Here is a 19,667-nt window from a genome sequence, read left to right on the forward strand (position 1 = left end):
TTTTGAAATCAAAAATATCCAATCTTAAATCACCAATCTTGTACCATTGTTTACTATTGCGCTAATCCTATCAAAACATCAACTGAAGCAGCCTCTGGAGTTCCTTCAAAATTGTCTTTAATGTCTGTGAAATATTTTAATGCATCCGCTTTGTTCCCTAAAGCTAAAGCTACTTTTCCAGCTTTTAATAGAAAACGTGGTGTTGTAAAATCATTTTTATTGGACTCAGCCGCTTTTACGTAATTCTCTAAAGCTTCTTGAGGTTGATTTTTTTGAGAATATGCATCTCCTATTGCTCCTTTTGCCAAAGCGCTTAAAACAATATCATTTGATTTAAATTTATTTAAATAATCAATTGCTTCAGTATATTTTCCTGTGTTCAAATAAGCAATTCCAGCATAATAGTTAGCTAAATTTCCTGCATCAGTACCTGAATATTCATCGGCAATTTTTAAGAATCCAAATTTACCTTCTGAACCATTAAGCGATAACTTATACAAAGAGTCACTTGCTACTCCATCAGTTGCTTTTTGGAAATTTTGTTGTGCTACAAACATTTCATTAGCTGCTTCCTCTTGTTGAGGAGCCGCAACAAATCTCTGGTATCCTAAATATCCAATTGTAAAAATTGCAGCAGCAGCAACTAAACCAATAATCACTTTTTGATTTTTAGCAACCCAATCCTCAGTTCTTGAAGCTGTTTCATCTAATTTAGAAAAAACTTCAGCTGTCGTGCTGTCTTTATCGTCAATGATTACTGCTTCAACTCCTTCGTTTACCTCTTTTTCTTTTGGTGTTTTATATCCTCTTTTGTTATAAGTAGCCATTTATTTTAATTTAGTGAGTCGCAAAAATAAAATTTTTATTCAAACCCACGCAAAAAATATGCTTTAATATTAAAAAAAATTATACCCAAACAATCTTTCTGGGCCAAGCCAAAATAATTTTCATAGAAAAAATAGAAAAGTGCTTTATATGGATATTTTTCAATAATTTGCACCCACTTTGAAAAAGTCCTCAAATAATATCAAAGTTCCCCATAACAGTAAGCTTTTTCCATGTATCTAAAAAAAATTTCATTATTCAATTACAAGAATTTTTCAGAAGCAAATTTTGATTTTGACAGTAAGATAAATTGTTTCGTGGGCAAAAATGGAATTGGAAAAACAAATGTACTGGATGCCATATACCATTTATCTTACGGGAAAAGTTATTTCAATCCGCTAGCGGTTCAAAATATTAAACACGGAGAAGAATTCTTTGTAATTGATGCTGAATTCGAAAAAAACGAAAGAAATGAACAAATTCTTTGCAGTTTAAAAAAGGGGCAAAAAAAAATCTTGAAACGCAACGGCAAGGCTTACGACAAATTCTCAGATCACATTGGCTTTATTCCTTTAGTTATCATTTCTCCTGCTGACAGGGATTTAATCGTGGAAGGAAGCGAAACCAGAAGAAAATTCATGGACAGCGTGATTTCCCAACTGGATTCCCATTATTTACAGCAACTCATTCAATATCAAAAAGTAATGAGCCAACGCAATGCTTTATTGAAATATTTTGCATTGAATCATGTTTTTGATACCGATACACTCTCTATATATAATGAGCAACTCAACGGTTTTGGCGCTTATATTTTCGAGAAAAGGAAAGAATTCATTAATCAATTCATTCCTATCTTCAACACGCATCATGAAGCTATAACGGGTTCACAAGAAACGGTTCAATTGGTATATGAAAGTCATTTATACGAAAAAGATTTATTGACTTTATTACAGGAAAACATTAATAAAGACAGAGCTTTACATTACACAAGTGTGGGGATTCACAAAGACGATTTAGCATTTGAAATTGATCAACATCCAATTAAAAAATTTGGCTCCCAGGGACAGCAAAAATCGTTTCTAATCGCCTTGAAACTGGCTCAATTTGAGTTTCTAAAAAAACAAAGTGGCGTAAAACCCATTTTACTTTTTGATGACATCTTTGATAAATTAGATGAAAGTCGGGTGGCAAAAATTATCGAAATGGTCAACAGCGATACTTTTGGGCAACTTTTTATTTCAGATACGCATCCGGAACGTACTGAAGCTATTGTAAAATCGACGCATCAAACATATAAAATTTTTAATTTATAACTTTTATTTAGTACCTCATTGCATTCAAAAAATTGAAAAATTACCTAATTTAGCGTATTCAATTTTAAACACCATACAATGAAATTCCCTTCTATATACTTAGCCATTTTGTTTTTTGTCGTTTTTTCCTGCCAGGGACAAAATTCGGAGACAATAAAAACAATTAATGCAAAAGCCTTTGCAGAAAAAATTGTAACAACACCAAAACAACAAATTCTGGATGTACGAACTCCTGATGAATTCTCTTCTGACCATATTGAAAATGCCAAAAATATAAATTGGCTTGGAAGTACTTTTATTTCCGATATAGAAAAAATGGACAAATCAGTGCCCGTTTTTGTATATTGCAAAAGCGGTGGAAGAAGCCAAAAAGCAGCTGAAAAACTAAATGAATTAGGCTTTACAAGCATCTATCAGCTAGAAGGTGGCATACTAAAATGGGAGGCTGCAGGTCTTTCTAAACCCAGTAACAAAAAAATAGGCCTTTCGCTCCCAGAATACGATAAGCTGTTACAATCTGATAAAAAAGTCTTAATTAATTTTTATGCAGAATGGTGCGCACCATGCAAAATAATGACACCTTACATTTTACAGATGCAAAAAGATTTAGGTGAGGAAATAGTAATCATTCGAGTAGATGCCGATAAAAATAAAACCGTTATGGCAGCCTTAAAAATTAGTGAACTGCCTACCTTATTATTGTATGACCATGCAACAGTAACATGGAAACATTCTGGATTTATTAGCGAAGCAGATTTAAAAAAACAACTACAATAGGCCAACTATGCTTTCAAAAGATACACTACAATTTATAGATGACTTAAAAGCCAATAACAATCGCGATTGGTTTTTGGATAATAAAAAACGCTACGAAGCTTTCAAGAAAGATTACCAACTCTTAGTAGCTGATTTATTGGATGCTATGAAACCACTAGATCCTTCATTGGAAATGCTCGAAGTAAAAAATTGTACCTTTAGAATCAATCGTGACATTCGGTTTTCTAAAGACAAGACTCCTTATAAATCACATTTAGGCATTTGGCTTTCCTCTGGGGCAAAAGGCTTGAATCGCTCGGGGTATTACATTCATTTAGAAAATGGATCCAGCTTTATTGCTGGCGGATTGTATTGTCCTGAAGCCAATGATTTAAAAAAAATGCGCAAGGAAATTGCTTATTTCCATGAAGATTTGGAAGCAATTCTAAACGAGAAAGAGTTTAAAAAAGAGTTCAATGACTTTGATAGAGATGAAAAAAATACGCTGAAAAATCCGCCAAGAGGCTACGAAAAAGAACATCCCGCTATCGATTTATTAAAATTAAAAAGCTTTGAGTCCTCTCAGAAAATTAATTTTTCAACAGCTGGCACAAAAGATTTCGTTACTACTGTAAGTGAAAAATTAATCCTTTTAAAACCGCTAAATGACTTTATCAATAGAGCGTTAACGTCTGAGTAATTATAGTTTACACTGATGAAAAAAAAGAAAATACTCTTTCTAGGAGAAACCGACAGGGCCGACGCCATCACTTGGATGGATGGCCTTAAGGAATTTGGTGGTTTTGAAATTGTTACTTGGGAATTAAAAACGCCAAGTAATTGCATTCATAACCGAATTTTAAGGATTTTCGAATTTAAATTGGCTATTTTTAAAATTAGGCAACTAATAAAAACACAAAAACCAGATATGGTAATTGCCGAACGAACAACCAGTTATGGTTTTCTTGCAGCATTATCTGGCGTAAAACCAGTTGCCATTGCACAACAAGGCAAAACCGATTTATGGCCAGAAAAATCGATTTCATTACCGTTAAAAAAATTGCTGCAATACTATGCTTTCAAAAAAGCAGATTTAATTCATGCTTGGGGACCGGTAATGACCATTTCAATGATAGAGGCCAATGTAGATATGAATAAAGTTTTGGTTTTACCAAAAGGAATCGATCTAGTTAAATTTAAAAATGAAAATACCGCCAATCCTGCAAAAATTTGTGCCATTGTAACGCGTTCTTTATTGCCAGAATACCGCCATGATATTATCTTAAAATCATTTGCCATTTTAAACCAAAAAGGAATTGATTTCGTACTTACAATTTCAGGAGGTGGAACACAACTTTCTAAATTAAAAAATTTAGCAAAAGATTTAGACATCGAAAATAAAATCAATTTTACAGGAAGAATCCCAAATACTGAATTACCAAAACTGTTACAACAATCTAATATCTACATTAGTATGCCCATCACCGAAGGAGTTTCGGCGTCTTTATTTGAAGCAATGGCTACTAATTGCTACCCAATTGTAACCGATATTGTAGGAAATAAAAGTTGGATTAAACACCGCAAAAACGGACAATTAGTTACAATTGACGATTTTGAAATGCTTGCAGACGAATTAATCTGGGCCTTTGAAAACGAAACATACCGCAACCACGCTGTTGAAAACAATAGATTATTTTTAGAAAAAAATGTTGACTACACAATAAATATGAAAATCATTGCCAATAAATACCACGAATTAATCAATACCAAAAGCCCTAGTTAACTATGTGTGGCATTAATGGAATTTTGCATTTACAAACCCAGAAAAAAGTTGATGAACGTATTTTAACAAAAATGCGAGATTCTCTAGAGCATCGCGGACCAGACGACAAAGGGATTTTTATAGAAAAAAATATTGGATTTGGTCACAGACGACTTTCAATCTTAGATATTTCATCATCAGGACACCAACCTTTTCTGTCCGAAAACGGTCGCTATGTGATGACTTACAATGGCGAAATCTACAATTTTAAAGAATTTTATCCCGAGTTAAAAAGTAATGGATTTGATATTAAAACCACTTCGGATACCGAAGTTTTAATGAAATTATTTCAATTGCATGGTTTAAAAATGCTCAACCGCCTCAACGGTATGTTTGCCTTTGCTATTTGGGATAAATTAGAAAAAAAGCTAACTCTTGTTCGGGATAGAATGGGTGTTAAGCCTTTGTACTATTCGTTTTACAACGAATCATTTTATTTTGCCTCCGAACAAAAAGCACTTTTTACCGCTGGAATTCCGCTTAAAATGGCGCAAGATGGACTGGAAGAGTATATTTTTAACCGATTTGTTGCTGGTGAAAATACTTTGTACGAAAACGTAAAAAAAGTTCTTCCAGGACACGTCATGACCATTCACGAAGATGGAAAAACCACTGTCGAAAAATGGTGGGATCTTAAAAGAGAAATTCAAAACCAACCTAAAATAAAAAATCCGGTAGAATGGTTTCGAGAAACGTTTGATGATTCTGTAAAAATGCGAATGGTAAGCGACGTTCCTGTAGGTGTTATGCTCAGCGGCGGACTAGACTCCTCCTCGATATTGGCTTCATTGCATCATCAAAAATACAAAGACATACAAACCTTTAATATTGGTTTTAAAGAGAAAGAACACAACGAAGCACATTTAGCTAAAATGATGGCAGAGAAATTTAATTATGGATTTAAAACCATGCAATTAGAGGACAAAAATCTTTATGACCAATTAATACATGCTACTTATTTTCAGGATGAGCCCGTCATGCATTTAAGTGAGCCGCATCTTTTAGCGCTTTCACAAATGGCAAAACCTTCTGTAAAAGTGCTACTTTCTGGTGAAGGTGCCGATGAATTAATGGGTGGCTATGTGCGTTACAAAGCTTTACAATATCCATCTCTTCTGCATGTGATTACGCTACTTGGCAATTTCGATTTGTTTTCTAAAAAACCACTGCACAATAAACTGTTGCGCTTTGCTCAAATTCAAAAAAAATCAGATCTCGTTTTATTTAATGGTTCGAATATCTATCCTAAGGATATTGCAACCACTTTTGGGATAGAAGAAACACCCACAAACGAATACCGAAAAAAAAAATACGAAGAAGCAAAATCATTATATCCAAATAATCTTCGGCGACAAGCACTTTACTTTGACCAACATACTTATTTATGCTCCCTGTTAGACAGAAATGATCGTTGTACCATGGGCGCATCGATAGAATGTAGAGAACCATTCTTGGACTCGAGATTAATTGTTGGATTAGGTTCATTAGAGGATAAATTACTTTTTACAGGAATAAAAGGAAAATTCATCCTAAGAAACGCCATGCAAGACCGTTTGCCAGATGAAATTTTAAAATTCAGAAAAGTAGGATTGAGTGCACCTTGGGGCGATTACATCACAAAAAGCCCCGCTTTTAAAGACGAATTAGATTCTTTCTCGAAAAGTGATTTATTTCAAATACCTTATTTTGAACACATCAATATTCAAAAATTAGTACATAAATTACAGCAAGGTGACACACGCATGACACCTTATATCATGCCACTGTTTATGATGCATATCTGGATGAAAACCTATGCAACTAAATTTTAATGCTTACTTTTGGCGCAGCACAGAACAATTCAAAAAAGCCCTCTCTTTTATGGAAATAGTACCTAATTTCTCTTTAAAAAAATACAATACTTTTGGCATTGAAGCCAAAGCAAAACAATTCGTTGCTGTTCATTCTGTATACGATTTGAAAACGATTTTACAGGAAAATAAAGCACAACAAAAATTTATTTTAGGTGGTGGAAGTAACATGCTTTTGACAAAAGATATTGATGCATTGGTGATTCATATCGATTTGAAAGGAAAGAGAATAGTTGAAGAAAACGAGGATTTTGTTTGGGTTGAAAGTCAGGCTGGCGAAAGTTGGCATGAATTTGTACTGTGGACTATCGATCAAAATTTTGGCGGATTAGAAAACATGTCACTCATTCCAGGAAATGTGGGAACTACGCCAGTCCAAAACATAGGTGCCTACGGAACCGAAATAAAAGACACTTTTGTTTCCTGCGAGGCAATTGCAATAGAAAGTCAGGAAATGAAAACGTTTACAAAGGACGAATGCCATTTTGGATACCGCGAAAGCGTTTTTAAAAACGAAGTAAAAAATCAATACATCATCACATCGGTTGTTTTTAAATTGACAAAAATCAATCATAAAATCAACACTTCTTATGGAGATATTTCGGGAGAACTAGCCAAAAATAACATCTCGAATCCAACATTAAAGGACGTCAGTAATGCCGTAATTAGTATTCGACAAAGCAAATTGCCAGATCCTAAAGAATTGGGAAATAGTGGTAGTTTTTTTAAAAATCCAATTTTATTAAAATCAGATTTCGAAAAAATACACCAGCAATTTCCTGAAATGAAATATTTTGACATTTCAGAAACCGAAGTAAAAGTTCCTGCAGGATGGCTTATAGAACAAACTGGTTTTAAAGGAAAGCGTTTTGGTGACGCCGGAATACACAAAAATCAGGCTTTGGTTTTAGTAAACTATGGCGCTGCAACAGGACAAGAAATTTTGAATGTTTCAAGGGATATTCAAGAGACCGTTTTCAAAACTTTTGGTATTCATATTGAGGCCGAGGTTAATGTGATTTAGATTTCAGCTGGCAGTGTTCAGTCGCAGTTTTCAGTTTAAAAAAAATCGGAATTATATATTAATTTCAGATTGTCGATACCAAAATAGTATTTCAAAACTTATAAATCCTAATTTTTAAATTAAAGATGTACACTCCAGAAATCTACAAAAATGAAAATCAAGAAGAAATCAAAAAATTTCTTCTTGATAATAGCTTTGGCATTTTAATCAATCAAACAAACGGAAAATTGTGCGCAACACATATACCGTTAGAACTAGAAACTACTACAGAGGGTCACGATATTTTGTACGGCCATATTTCCGCTGAAAATCCACAAGCTGAAGGGTTACGAAATAACGATGAAGTTTTAGCAGTATTTTCAGGACCTCACAGTTATATTTCTTCCTCGTGGTATGATCATGAAAATGTACCAACATGGAATTATATTGCCGTTCATGTGTATGGAAAAATCAAAATTATTGAAGGAGAAGCCGTCATCGAATCCTTAAAAAAGCTAGTTGATAAGTATGAGAAAAACTCACAAAATCCTATTCGAGTAGAAAACCTGTCTAAAAAAACCATGATGCAAAGTCGCGGAATTGTAGCCTTTGAAATAGAAATAACTGAAATTCAAGCTACAAAAAAAATGTCCCAAAATCGTGACGATAAAAACTACCAAAATATTATTACCGAGTTGAAAAAAATCAATACAAATCAGTCCATAGCAGTTGCAAACGAGATGAAAAAATGCCCGATATAAATTCTTTCGAAATTCACATATTCTATTTACAATTTACAATTCTATTCCTACCTTTGCACTCGTCGTAAAATACAAGATTACAAACTCACTAAACGCAAAATGCTTATACTAATTCTTTACTTTTTTATCTTTATTGTTGTTGTTCAAATTTCGTTTTACTTGGGGGTTTTTGGTAAATTTGCTTTTGCGAAAGCACAAAAAATTACGCCAAAAAGAATACCTATTTCGGTAATTGTTTGTGCTAAAAATGAAGAAGATAATGTACTTAATTTTATTCCGTTACTTGCGGAACAAAACTATCCTGATTATGAAATCGTGCTCATTGACGATGCCTCTAGCGATGCCACTTTAGATATTTTTGAAGGTTTTGAAAAGCAATATTCTAATATTCGTTTGGTAAAAGTACAGAACAATGAAGCCTTTTGGGGAAATAAAAAATACGCACTTACTTTAGGCATAAAAGCGGCTAAAAAAGAGTACTTGTTATTTACTGACGCTGATTGTTACCCTACATCAAAGGATTGGATAACCGCTATGAGTTCGCAATTTACGATGCAAAAAACAATTGTTTTGGGTTATGGCAAATATGAAAAAATACCGAATTCGTTTCTGAATAAAATCATTCGTTATGAAACTTTATTAACAGCAGTTCAATATTTTTCATGGGCAAAAATAGGACATCCGTACATGGGTGTAGGTAGAAATTTAGCCTATAAAAAAGACGAGTTTTTCAATGTAAATGGATTTATAGAACACATGCAGGTTCGTTCTGGAGATGATGATTTATTTATAAACCAAGCTGCAAATGGCAAAAATACAACCATTGCTTATGCAGCGGAAAGCTTCACACTTTCTAAACCAAAAACATCCTACACTGATTGGTTAATACAAAAAAGAAGGCATGTTGCTACTGCACAGTATTACAAACCACTTGATCAATTACAATTAGGAACGTTTTATTGTTCTCAATTGCTATTCCTTTTGCTACCCATATTGTTATTAGCATTCCAATTTCAATGGATATTAGTTTTAAGCTTGATCGCGTTACGATATATAGTTGCATGGATTGTGGTAGGATTTTCAGCAGGTAAACTAAAAGAAAATGATATTAAATTCTGGTTCCCGCTAGTTGAAATAGCCCTAATCTTAACTCAAATCAATATCTTTATTGCAAATATATTCTCAAAACCGGTACATTGGAAATAAACAAACAAATAGAGAAAGCAAAACAAGGCGATCAAGTTGCCTTTACTTTTCTATTGGATTATTATTGGAATGAAGTCTATGGCTTTATGCTCAAACGAACTGAAAACGAGACCAATGCCGAAGATATAACTATCGAAACCTTCTCTAAAGCTTTCGATAAAATAGCAACTTACAACTCCGAATTCCAATTTAATACTTGGTTGATTGCTATTGCAAAAAATGTCCACATCGATTTATTGCGAAAAAAGAAATCTAGCCTTTTTATCGAAATAACCGATGATCAGGATCGGCAAGCCTACAATATAGCAGATACTACACCATCTGCTGAGGATGAATTGATTACTGAGCAAAATCTTTCCCGATTGCTCCAATTCATCAAAGAATTAAAACCACATTATCAAGAAGTGATTCAGCTCCGGTATTTCCAAGAATTGAGTTATCAGGAAATTGCCAATAAAATTGAGGAACCTTTAAGTAATGTGAAAATTAAATTACTTCGAGCCAAAAAACTACTAGCCGAAATTATTCAGAATAAAAGATAGTTCATTCTTAAGCATTTAAGATTCTCTTTTACCAAAAATCCACACTAGTTGAGTCATTTTACTTGAATTTTATTCAATACATTTTTTTAGATTCTATCCCAATGCCATCACTTAAATACTTTATTAGACGTATTGTTTCAATTGTTCAGTTAAAAATAAATTTTATATACAATTAAATAACCTAATAGTTAATTAGTTGCGTATAAATTATAATTATTCTAAAATAATTATTAAATTCATATACTAAAAATCTTATTTCTCACGTTATAAAATAAAACACTTTTTGCTTATGATTTAATTGTACTTAACCACTAAATCCTATACACTATGTCAAAACTAAGCATTTATGAAACCGGCTGGATTAATCTAGTTTTTCAAGACAGAAACAAAGAATATGGAGCGTATCAACTGCGCATGGAAAGTACCAAAACGGCATTAACAGCATTGTTTATGGGGGTATTGCTTTTATCTGGATTACTCAGTATTCCTGTGATCATGACGTATATGAATCCCAATGAAGGAACTACTATAACAATACCAGAACTTACAAATACCGTTATTCAACTGACAGAAATTATTCCGAATGAGTTGCAACCACAAGAATCGCAGCCCAAGATAAAAACTAAAAATGTGGATCTTCCTGTAACAAGTGCTGCTCTAGTAAATCCAGAAATCGTAAAAACGACTGAAGCCAATCAGGATATTGCAAAAAATACAGATAATACAATGGCAACCAATACTCCTTCTGAAGGGACTGGAATAATGGGTCTAAATCCTACCACATCCACTGGAAATGGCACTGCAACATCACCGCCTGTTGATTTAGGCAATACCATCGTTAGCAGTGTAACACTTGACAAACTTCCAGAATTTCCTGGAGGCATTGCTAAATTCTATAATTATGTAGGTAATAATTTTGAGAAACAAGAAATAGACGGCAGTGGATCAATTCGGGTTTATGTTTCATTTGTCATTGAAAGAGACGGCAGCATGACCGATATTCAAGTAAAAAGAGATCCAGGTTATGGTTTAGGGAAAGAGGCCGTGAGAGTATTAAAGTCCTTGAAAACAAAATGGTCCCCTGGAATGATTGATGGAAAAGCAGTTCGAACCGCGTATAACTTGCCCATCACCGTTCAGTTAAATTGATATAAAAAAAGCAGAATTTAAAAATTCTGCTTTTTTTTTGCAATCTCAAAAAAGGTTTACTTTTTCTTTTTTGCTGTTGTTGGCTTAACTGCTTTCGATTTAGCAGTACCTGTTTTTTGTTGCACATATGGTTTGTACAATCCATCTTTTTCCGCTCTTTGTCTAGCTATTTCTGCTCTTTCTTTAGGATCAGGATGCGAACTCATCATTTTATCCAAAAAAGAAGCTTGAGCACCTTCACTCATTTTTGCTATAATAGAAAATGCAGAAGCAACGGCATTCACGTTATACCCGTTTTTTTTCATAAAATTATAAGAGAACTCATCCGCTTCTGACTCTTGCTTTCTACTGTGCTTGTTATCTATCACTACACTAGCAATTTTAGCTAATTGACTGTCAGTAATGGCCGCCACTTTATTTGATTGTGAAGCCACTGCATCCACAATCGCTTCCTTTTTATAAGCAGCTTTAATGGCATCACGAGAATCATGATTAGCGACATGACCAATCTCGTGACCAATGACGGCAAGCAATTCATTGTCATCCATTATATCCATCAAACCACTGTAAACACGCACACTACCATCAGCAGTCGCAAATGCATTAACTTCATTTAACTTATACACTTTATAATTTAGAGTATATCCATCTCCAGAAGTATATTTACTAAAAACTTTATTAAGCCTTATAGTGTAGTGATCCTTAAGTCCAGCAATAATGTGTTCCGAGTCCATTTTATCTACAGCTGCTTTAGATAAAGCTGCTGCATCAGCATCACTAAATATTAATCCTGCTGCTCCTTTTTGCAGGGCTCCCAATGCCCTTTCTCCAAAATTGATTTGTGCATTGGCTTTAAAAAACCCTAGTAACACCAATAATGCTGCAATAAGTATTGATTTATTTTTCATAAGTTATTGTTTTTAAATTTCAAATGTACCATTTTTTAATATTTCAAAAAAAATAAAAATCTACCTAAAATAACAGAATTAAAACGTGCTAAGCATGCAAGCTACAAAAGTTACTAGTACGATTAGTTCTTAAATATTATTTTAATGAGCCTAATAAGCATCTCTGCCTCCCTGTATTACAGATGGAACAAAAGCAAAAGCAAATGATACATTTAAACTCATCCTTCGGGCTTGGTCTAGTAAATACAGCTTAAAACAATTCTACTTTAGGCTCATAAATCCTAATTCTAAAATCTAATTTCTTAACAACTTTACTTATCTTTGTGCTTTGAAAATTGATATATGGAAACTGTTTTAGAAAATATTTTACCGCAAGGAACTCTGGGGAAAGGCGAACTAAACGTCGCTAAACCAAAATGGTTGAAGGTAAAACTTCCAATAGGCCAGAAATACACAGAACTTCGTGGCTTAGTAGACAAATACAACTTGAATACCATTTGCACCTCAGGAAGTTGCCCAAACATGGGAGAATGCTGGGGCGAAGGAACCGCAACCTTTATGATATTAGGAAATGTGTGTACACGTTCTTGCGGATTTTGCGGTGTAAAAACCGGAAGACCCGAAACTGTTGACTGGGACGAACCAGAAAAAGTGGCGCGTTCTATCAAAATCATGAACATTAAACATGCAGTAGTAACAAGCGTTGACAGAGATGATTTGAAAGATGGCGGGTCTATTATTTGGATAGAAACCGTGAAAGCCATTCGTAGAATGAACCCAAACACCACCCTAGAAACGTTGATAGGTGATTTTCAAGGCATCGAAAGAAATATAGATCGCATCGTAGAGGCCAACCCTGAAGTAGTTTCGCATAATATGGAAACGGTTCGTCGATTAACGCGTGAAGTACGAATTCAAGCAAAATACGATCGAAGCTTAGAAGTGTTGCGGTACTTGAAAGAAAAGGGAATCAACAGAACAAAGTCAGGAATCATGCTTGGACTTGGCGAACTAGAGGAAGAAGTTTACCAAACCATGAGAGATTTACGTGACGCCAATGTTGATATTGTAACTATCGGTCAATATTTGCAACCCAGTAAAAAACACTTGCCAGTGAAGGAATTTATTACACCTGAACAATTTGCAAAATACGAGCAATTTGGTTTAGAATTAGGCTTCCGACATGTTGAAAGCGGCCCATTAGTTCGTTCTTCATACAAAGCACAAAAACACATTTTATAAATAGTTTGTTCGTTTATTTGTTTAATCGGTTAACCAAATAAACGAATAAACGAATAATCATATCCATTTGAAAACAAGAATTGCCATAAACGGTTTTGGAAGAATCGGTAGGAATTTATTTCGATTACTTTTGAACCATCCCTCAATAGAAGTTGTTGCCATAAACGATATTGCAGATAAAAAAACAATGGCGCACTTAATTAAGTACGACAGTATACATGGAGTTTTACCCTTTGCGGTTAACCACGACGAAAAAGGAATTCTAGTAGACGGAAAACACTTTTTATTTTTTCATGAAAAAAAAATATCGAATTTAAACTGGAAAAGTTTAAACATTGATTATGTAGTGGAATCAACCGGCAAGTACAAAACCTTTGAGGAATTGAATTCTCACATTACAGCTGGAGCCAAGAAAGTAATTCTATCAGCACCATCGGAAGTTGACAGCATAAAAACAGTTGTACTAGGAGTAAACGAAGGCATTTTAGACGGAAGCGAAACCATTATTTCAAACGCTAGTTGCACAACCAATAACGCCGCACCAATGATTAAAGTCATCAACGATCTGTGCGGAATTGAACAAGCTTATATAACAACTATCCACTCCTACACAACAGACCAAAGTTTACACGATCAACCGCACAAAGATTTACGTCGGGCTCGTGGAGCAAGTCAATCGATCGTTCCTACAACTACAGGAGCTGCCAAAGCATTAACAAAAATATTTCCTGAGTTTGAAGGCAAAATTGGTGGATGCGGGATACGAGTACCTGTTCCTGATGGCTCACTGACCGATATTACTTTTAATGTAAAACGCACAGTATCAATAGAAGAGATTAATGCGGCTTTTAAAACAGCTGCACAAACAAATCTTAAAGGTATTTTAGACTATACAGAAGATCCTATTGTATCTGTTGATGTAATTGGCAACAAAAATTCTTGTATATTTGATGCACAACTTACTTCAGTTATTGATAAAATGGTAAAAGTAGTAGGATGGTATGATAATGAAATTGGATATTCCTCACGAATTATTGATTTAATTTTACTTACCAAAACGTAAATAATATTAATAAAAAACGTTGCTAAACATGAAGTATGTTTTTACTTTTATTGTTGTTTTTTATATATCATTACAAGCTCAGCCCAATGAGAGAATTGACAGCACAACATACTATAGCAATTTAAGCAAGACCGAAATCCAATCGAACAATTACAAAGAGGCCTTATTTAATAGCCAAAAAGCTATCCGGTTTGCTGCAAAAAACAAAAATATTAAAGTCCAAGCACAGCAAACTTTTACCCTTGGAAAAATTTATTTAGATTTAAAAAAATACGATGATGCCATAGAAGCTTTTTTAAAAAGTGTTATGTTATCCTCTAATTTCGATCTAAGTCCACAGCAATCGGCCAATTATTATCATCTTGGCCTTTGCTACATGCAAAAAGAAAAATACCACCAAGCTGCGGCATACTTTGAAAAAGCAAAATCTGTAAATACCAAATTAGGAATTACTGATTCTGATGAATTATTACAACTTCAAAATGGGTTAGTATACATGGCCAGTAATAATATAGATTTAGCATTAGCTTCCTTTAAAACGATACTTGCCAAAACGAATAAGGCTGCTGCAATCAACACTAAAAGCGAAGCCTCCTACCAAATTGGGATTATTGAAGCTAGCCGGAACAGAAATAATCTAGCGATAAACTACTTCAATAAAGCATTAGAGTTAAACAATAAAACAAAAAACTCAGAACAAAAATCAAAGATTTTACTAGCCTTAAGCGAAGTGTATGAAAAAACATTAGACAAAACCAATGCCTACTTCTATTTAAAACAACATTTAAATTTAAAAGAAAGCATTTCTATTTTAGATAACGAAAGATTGGGTATCGACGATTATCAAAAGTTTAAGGAATCTGAGAAATTGAAAGAAATTGCACAAATCAATTATCAGAACAAAGAACAAGAAAAGATCAATAAATTCACTAAGTTAATAAGTATTTTCGCAATAGCCTTGATTTCAATATTATCCCTATTAAGCTTGTCTTTATACCGAAATAACATCATTCGAAATAAATCTAACTTGTTATTACAAGACAAAAACCAAGAACTAGAAATTGCCAAAAATAAAGCCGAAAAGGCCTCGAAAGCTAGGTCTGAATTTTTATCAACTGTAAGTCATGAGCTTAGGACACCTTTAAACGCTATCAACGGAATAACTCACTTATTATTAGAAGAAAACCCAAAGGAAACACAATTGGATTATCTATCCTCCCTAAAGTTTTCAGGGGATTATTTAACGAAATTCATCAACGAAATTTTGGAAATAAATAAAATTGAGTCCGATAATATCGAAATTGAATACACTACATTTAATCTCAAAAAATTATTAGAGGACATTAAACATTCTTTAAAAGAGCTGGCAGTTGTTAACAACAATACTTTTTGTCTAGAAGTCGACCCCGAAATCCCTGATTATTTAATAGGCGACCCCACAAAATTATCGCAAATCATCCTAAATTTAATTAATAACGCCTTAAAATTTACCAAAAATGGAGAGGTTACCGTTTCTGCAAACCTACAGCAATTAAAAAATTCAAAAGCCACATTGTATTTTGAAATAACAGATACTGGAATTGGAATACCTGAAGATAAATTAGCTACTGTTTTTGACAGCTTTTCACAAGGCTCGATAGAAGTAAATAGAAAATATGGTGGTACAGGATTGGGTTTAACTATTGTGAAAAAATTAATTAAAATTCTTGGAGGCAATATCCAACTTAAAAGTATTGTAGGCGAAGGTTCATCCTTTTACTTTTCGTTAGAATTCCCTGTTAGTACACTTCAGGAATCTCAATTAGAAGACAAACCTCTTGTAAAATATGACGCTTCTAAATTAATGAATAAAAAGATTCTTGTGGTTGAGGATAATAAAATCAATCAGATGATTACTAAGAAAATGCTCATTAGCAAAGGCATCACTTGTGAAATCATTGACAATGGCGAGGAAGCTATTGATGTATTAAAAAATAAAATATTTGACTTAGTACTTATGGATGTACACTTGCCTGGCATAAATGGCACCATCGCAACTGAAACCATACGATGCTTTAATAGTAAGACACCAATTATTGCACTAACTGCAATTTCATTGCTTGAAAATCGTGACTTATTATTGTCATTTGGCATGAACGATGTGATTACAAAACCGTTCATACCCGATGAATTTTATAGAATTATTGCTGAGCACATATAATCTAGTAGTATAAAATCAATTCCTTTATCAAGCTTCTTACTTTAGGCTCTGCATTTTTTGCAGCTTCAAGAACTTCATCGTGGGAAATAGTACCTATACTTTCTGCATCACCCATATCAGTAATTACTGAAATTCCAAAGGTTTCTAAGTCCATGTGACGCGCTACAATTACTTCTGGTACTGTTGACATTCCCACGCAATCTGCACCTAGGATTTTAACCATTTTGTATTCTGCAAGAGTTTCAAAAGTAGGTCCTTGCAACCCTAAATATATTCCCTCTTGGACTTCAATATTCAAGTCTTTTGCAATTTCAGTCGCTTTTGCAATCATTTTTCTCGAATAGGGTTCACTCATATTTACAAACCTTGGTCCAAAACGTTCGTCATTTTTTCCACGCAAAGGATGTTCTGGTGTCATATTGATGTGGTCTGTAATCATAACAATAGAACCCACTTTATAATTAGGATTTACACCACCAGAAGCATTAGAAACCACTAATTTTTCAACTCCTAAAAATTTCATTACTCGTACCGGAAAAGTAACCTCAGTCATCGAATAGCCTTCATAAAAATGAAAACGGCCTTGCATTGCTACTATTTTTTTATCTCCAATGGTCCCAAAAACCAATGCTCCTTTATGTCCCTGAACTGTTGAAACTGGAAAATTTATAATTTCATTATACGGTAACGTATACGCCACTTCCATTTCATCTGTAAAATTCCCTAATCCTGAACCTAAAATCACACCGTATTCTGGTGTAAAATCGATTTTCTCCTTAATCTGGTTAACGGTTTCTTGTACTTGTTCCCACATATTCTATAATTGTTTTATTAAATTTTTTTGTTTCTTCAACTGCATCAAAATCTTGACTTGAAAGAAAGTCACTTTGTATCGGTAAATAGAAAAGTTGCTCACTAGGCAATCTTCCTTTTAGTCGTACATAATCTTTTTCGGTAGTTACAATAATTTTGTTTTGAGCTACATTTTTAATTTCTAAAATGTCTTTTTCGTTAAAATTATGATGGTCTGGAAAAGACAAACAGACATCATTTGTATCTTTTAAATTGGCAAAAAACGGTTCTGGTTTTGCAATTCCTGCAATCAGCACTTTAGCAACTGATTGTATTTCAACCACCTGCTTTTTACTTTTTTCGTTGTACACAAAAGTGTCGTAGGTTACATAGGTAAAGTATACTTCTTGATCTGATACAACTTTTAATCGGCTTTTAATTTCTTTTTGTTCCTGGATCGAAAGATCTGCAGGACACTTCGTTACAATAATTACATTCGCCCTTTTAGCGCCACTTCTACTTTCACGTAAATTTCCAGTGGGTAGTATCCAATCATCTGAATACAAATCATCATAGGAAGTCAGTAAAATATAAAATCCTGCCTTAACCTTTCGGTGCTGAAAAGCATCATCGAGTAAGATCACTTCTGGGTTTTCGGGTTGCAAAAGTAGTTGTTCTATTCCATTTTTTCTATCTGCATCAACAGCTACCTGAATTTGTTTGAATTTTTCAAAAAACTGAAAAGGTTCGTCTCCCACAATTTCTGCATTGGTATTGGCTTGAGCCAAAATAAAACCTTTAGATTGTCTTTTATAACCTCGGCTTAATGTGGCTACTTTATATTGATCTGATAGCAACCGAATCAAATATTCGATTTGAGGTGTTTTTCCGGTTCCACCAACGCTAAGATTCCCAACAGCAATAACAGGCAAATCAAATGAGTACGATTTTAAAATCCCTGTATCGAAAAAAAAATTCCGCATACTCGTGATCAAACCATATAAAATGGAAAACGGAAACAGTAATTTTCGCAGTAAATTCATTTCACGAAAGTAGAATATTTTATTTTAAAGTTGATTTGTTTATTCGTTAATTTGTTTAGTAGAAAAAGCCGCTTTAAACCATCAATAAACCGCCTAATGAAAATCAAAGAAATAATTACTGTACTGGAAGAAATGGCACCTCTCGCTTACGCCGAAGACTTTGACAATGTGGGTTTATTGGTTGGAGATCAAGATACAGATGCGACAGGTATTTTAGTTTGTCACGATGCATTAGAGAATATAATTGACGAAGCCATTGCAAAAAATTGTAATCTGGTGGTTTGCTTTCATCCCATATTATTTTCAGGTTTAAAAAAAATAACAGGGAAAAACTATGTGGAACGCGCCATCATTAAAGCCATAAAAAATGATATTGCCATTTATGCCGTTCACACCGCTTTAGACAATCATCAAGAAGGTGTAAATAAAATATTTAGTGACGCACTTGGACTAATAAACACCCGAATCCTTATTCCGAAAGAACATTTTATTCGAAAATTAGTAACCTACACGAATCCTGAAAATGCAGAAACAGTACGCAATGCCTTGTTTGATGCTGGAGCGGGAACTATCGGGAATTATGAAAATTGCAGTTTCAATTCGAATGGTATTGGCACCTATAGGGGAAACGAGCAGAGTAATCCAGAAATAGGAGAACGATTTGAGTTTGTACAAGCTAACGAGATTAAAATCGAGGTCACTTTTGAGAAGCATCTCGAAAATAAAATCCTAAAAGCTTTATTTAAAAGTCATTTATATGAGGAAGTGGCTTATGAACTATATAATTTAGAAAACAAACACCAGAATATTGGTTTGGGAATGATCGGGGAATTACAAAACCCCATGAAGGAAAAAGATTTTCTACTTTACGTAAAAGAAAAAATGCACTGTGGCGGAATTCGTCATTCGAATTTTATAGGAAAGGACATCAAAAAAGTGGCTGTTTTAGGTGGAGCAGGAAGTTTTGCCATAAAAAATGCCATTCTAGCGGGCGCTGATGCTTATTTGACCGCCGATTTGAAGTATCATCAGTTTTATGAAGCCGAAAACCAACTGCTATTAGCCGATATTGGACATTTTGAAAGTGAACGCTATACAAAAAATTATATTGTTGAGTATCTTCGGAAAAAAATCCTTAATTTTGCAGTTATTTTATCAGAAGAAAATTCAAATCCAGTTAAGTACTTATAGA

The 19,667-nt window shown here is 33.9% G+C and carries 18 protein-coding genes; 14 read left to right on the top strand and 4 right to left on the bottom strand.

The features are described 5' to 3' along the window. Positions 1-53: 53 nt before the first annotated feature. Positions 54-827, bottom strand: a complete 774-nt coding sequence (locus ACNQGO_RS12980; RefSeq protein ID WP_417985521.1) for a tetratricopeptide repeat protein — start codon at positions 825-827, stop codon at positions 54-56. A 231-nt stretch (positions 828-1,058) separates the two neighbouring features. On the opposite strand from ACNQGO_RS12980, the gene recF reads away from it, so the two are divergent. The 10 genes from recF to ACNQGO_RS13030 all read left to right on the top strand — a co-directional run bounded on the left by recF (position 1,059) and on the right by ACNQGO_RS13030 (position 11,227). Next, complete coding sequence (recF, locus tag ACNQGO_RS12985; protein WP_417985522.1) at positions 1,059-2,138, top strand: DNA replication/repair protein RecF; 1,080 nt, start codon at positions 1,059-1,061, stop codon at positions 2,136-2,138. Between the two features lie 78 nt (positions 2,139-2,216). Next, a complete protein-coding gene (locus ACNQGO_RS12990; RefSeq protein WP_417985523.1) occupies positions 2,217-2,915 on the top strand; it encodes a thioredoxin domain-containing protein in 699 nt (232 codons plus the stop codon). A 7-nt stretch (positions 2,916-2,922) separates the two neighbouring features. Next, complete coding sequence (locus ACNQGO_RS12995; protein ID WP_417985524.1) at positions 2,923-3,594, top strand: DUF2461 domain-containing protein; 672 nt, start codon at positions 2,923-2,925, stop codon at positions 3,592-3,594. Positions 3,595-3,609: 15 nt separating this feature from the next. After that, on the top strand, positions 3,610-4,677 hold the full coding sequence (locus tag ACNQGO_RS13000; protein WP_417985525.1) for a glycosyltransferase: 1,068 nt from the start codon (positions 3,610-3,612) through the stop codon (positions 4,675-4,677). 2 nt (positions 4,678-4,679) lie between these two features. Further along, a complete protein-coding gene (gene asnB, locus ACNQGO_RS13005; protein ID WP_417985526.1) occupies positions 4,680-6,527 on the top strand; it encodes an asparagine synthase (glutamine-hydrolyzing) in 1,848 nt (615 codons plus the stop codon). A gap of 49 nt (positions 6,528-6,576) precedes the next feature. Continuing rightward, a complete protein-coding gene (gene murB, locus ACNQGO_RS13010; RefSeq protein WP_417985527.1) occupies positions 6,577-7,590 on the top strand; it encodes a UDP-N-acetylmuramate dehydrogenase in 1,014 nt (337 codons plus the stop codon). Between the two features lie 125 nt (positions 7,591-7,715). After that, complete coding sequence (locus tag ACNQGO_RS13015; protein WP_417985528.1) at positions 7,716-8,330, top strand: FMN-binding negative transcriptional regulator; 615 nt, start codon at positions 7,716-7,718, stop codon at positions 8,328-8,330. A gap of 99 nt (positions 8,331-8,429) precedes the next feature. Then, entirely contained in the window at positions 8,430-9,536 is a 1,107-nt protein-coding gene (locus tag ACNQGO_RS13020) for a glycosyltransferase (RefSeq protein ID WP_417985529.1), read from the top strand. Further along, complete coding sequence (locus ACNQGO_RS13025) at positions 9,527-10,078, top strand: RNA polymerase sigma factor (RefSeq protein ID WP_309756908.1); 552 nt, start codon at positions 9,527-9,529, stop codon at positions 10,076-10,078. The genes ACNQGO_RS13020 and ACNQGO_RS13025 overlap by 10 nt, the downstream gene beginning before the upstream one ends. A gap of 327 nt (positions 10,079-10,405) precedes the next feature. Further along, positions 10,406-11,227 carry an energy transducer TonB gene (locus ACNQGO_RS13030; protein WP_417985530.1) on the top strand — a complete coding sequence of 274 codons (822 nt, stop codon included), beginning with the start codon at positions 10,406-10,408 and terminating at the stop codon, positions 11,225-11,227. 56 nt (positions 11,228-11,283) lie between these two features. On the opposite strand, the gene ACNQGO_RS13035 is transcribed toward ACNQGO_RS13030, so the two are convergent. After that, the gene (locus tag ACNQGO_RS13035) at positions 11,284-12,135 is read right to left on the bottom strand and encodes a M48 family metalloprotease (protein ID WP_417985531.1); all 852 of its coding nucleotides are present in this window, start codon (positions 12,133-12,135) and stop codon (positions 11,284-11,286) included. Between the two features lie 342 nt (positions 12,136-12,477). Here ACNQGO_RS13035 and lipA point away from each other — a divergent pair, with 342 nt between their 5' ends. The 3 genes from lipA (at position 12,478) to ACNQGO_RS13050 (ending at position 16,640) form a co-directional block, all read left to right on the top strand. Then, entirely contained in the window at positions 12,478-13,377 is a 900-nt protein-coding gene (lipA, locus tag ACNQGO_RS13040) for a lipoyl synthase (RefSeq protein ID WP_417970589.1), read from the top strand. A gap of 67 nt (positions 13,378-13,444) precedes the next feature. Next, complete coding sequence (gene gap, locus ACNQGO_RS13045) at positions 13,445-14,440, top strand: type I glyceraldehyde-3-phosphate dehydrogenase (protein ID WP_309758226.1); 996 nt, start codon at positions 13,445-13,447, stop codon at positions 14,438-14,440. A 28-nt stretch (positions 14,441-14,468) separates the two neighbouring features. Further along, positions 14,469-16,640, top strand: coding sequence for a tetratricopeptide repeat-containing hybrid sensor histidine kinase/response regulator (locus tag ACNQGO_RS13050; protein ID WP_417985532.1), 2,172 nt, complete (start codon positions 14,469-14,471; stop codon positions 16,638-16,640). Between the two features lies 1 nt (position 16,641). On the opposite strand, the gene ACNQGO_RS13055 is transcribed toward ACNQGO_RS13050, so the two are convergent. Together ACNQGO_RS13055 and lpxK are read right to left on the bottom strand one after the other, a co-directional pair. Continuing rightward, entirely contained in the window at positions 16,642-17,454 is an 813-nt protein-coding gene (locus ACNQGO_RS13055; RefSeq protein WP_417985533.1) for a purine-nucleoside phosphorylase, read from the bottom strand. After that, positions 17,426-18,475, bottom strand: a complete 1,050-nt coding sequence (lpxK, locus tag ACNQGO_RS13060) for a tetraacyldisaccharide 4'-kinase (protein WP_417985534.1) — start codon at positions 18,473-18,475, stop codon at positions 17,426-17,428. Before lpxK ends, ACNQGO_RS13055 begins: the two co-directional genes overlap by 29 nt. 96 nt (positions 18,476-18,571) lie before the next feature. Between lpxK and ACNQGO_RS13065 the strand changes: the two genes are divergently transcribed. Then, positions 18,572-19,666, top strand: a complete 1,095-nt coding sequence (locus ACNQGO_RS13065; protein WP_417985535.1) for a Nif3-like dinuclear metal center hexameric protein — start codon at positions 18,572-18,574, stop codon at positions 19,664-19,666. Position 19,667 lies beyond the last annotated feature (1 nt).

The sequence above is a fragment of the Flavobacterium frigidum genome (assembly GCF_048286735.1).
Lineage (GTDB): Bacteria > Bacteroidota > Bacteroidia > Flavobacteriales > Flavobacteriaceae > Flavobacterium.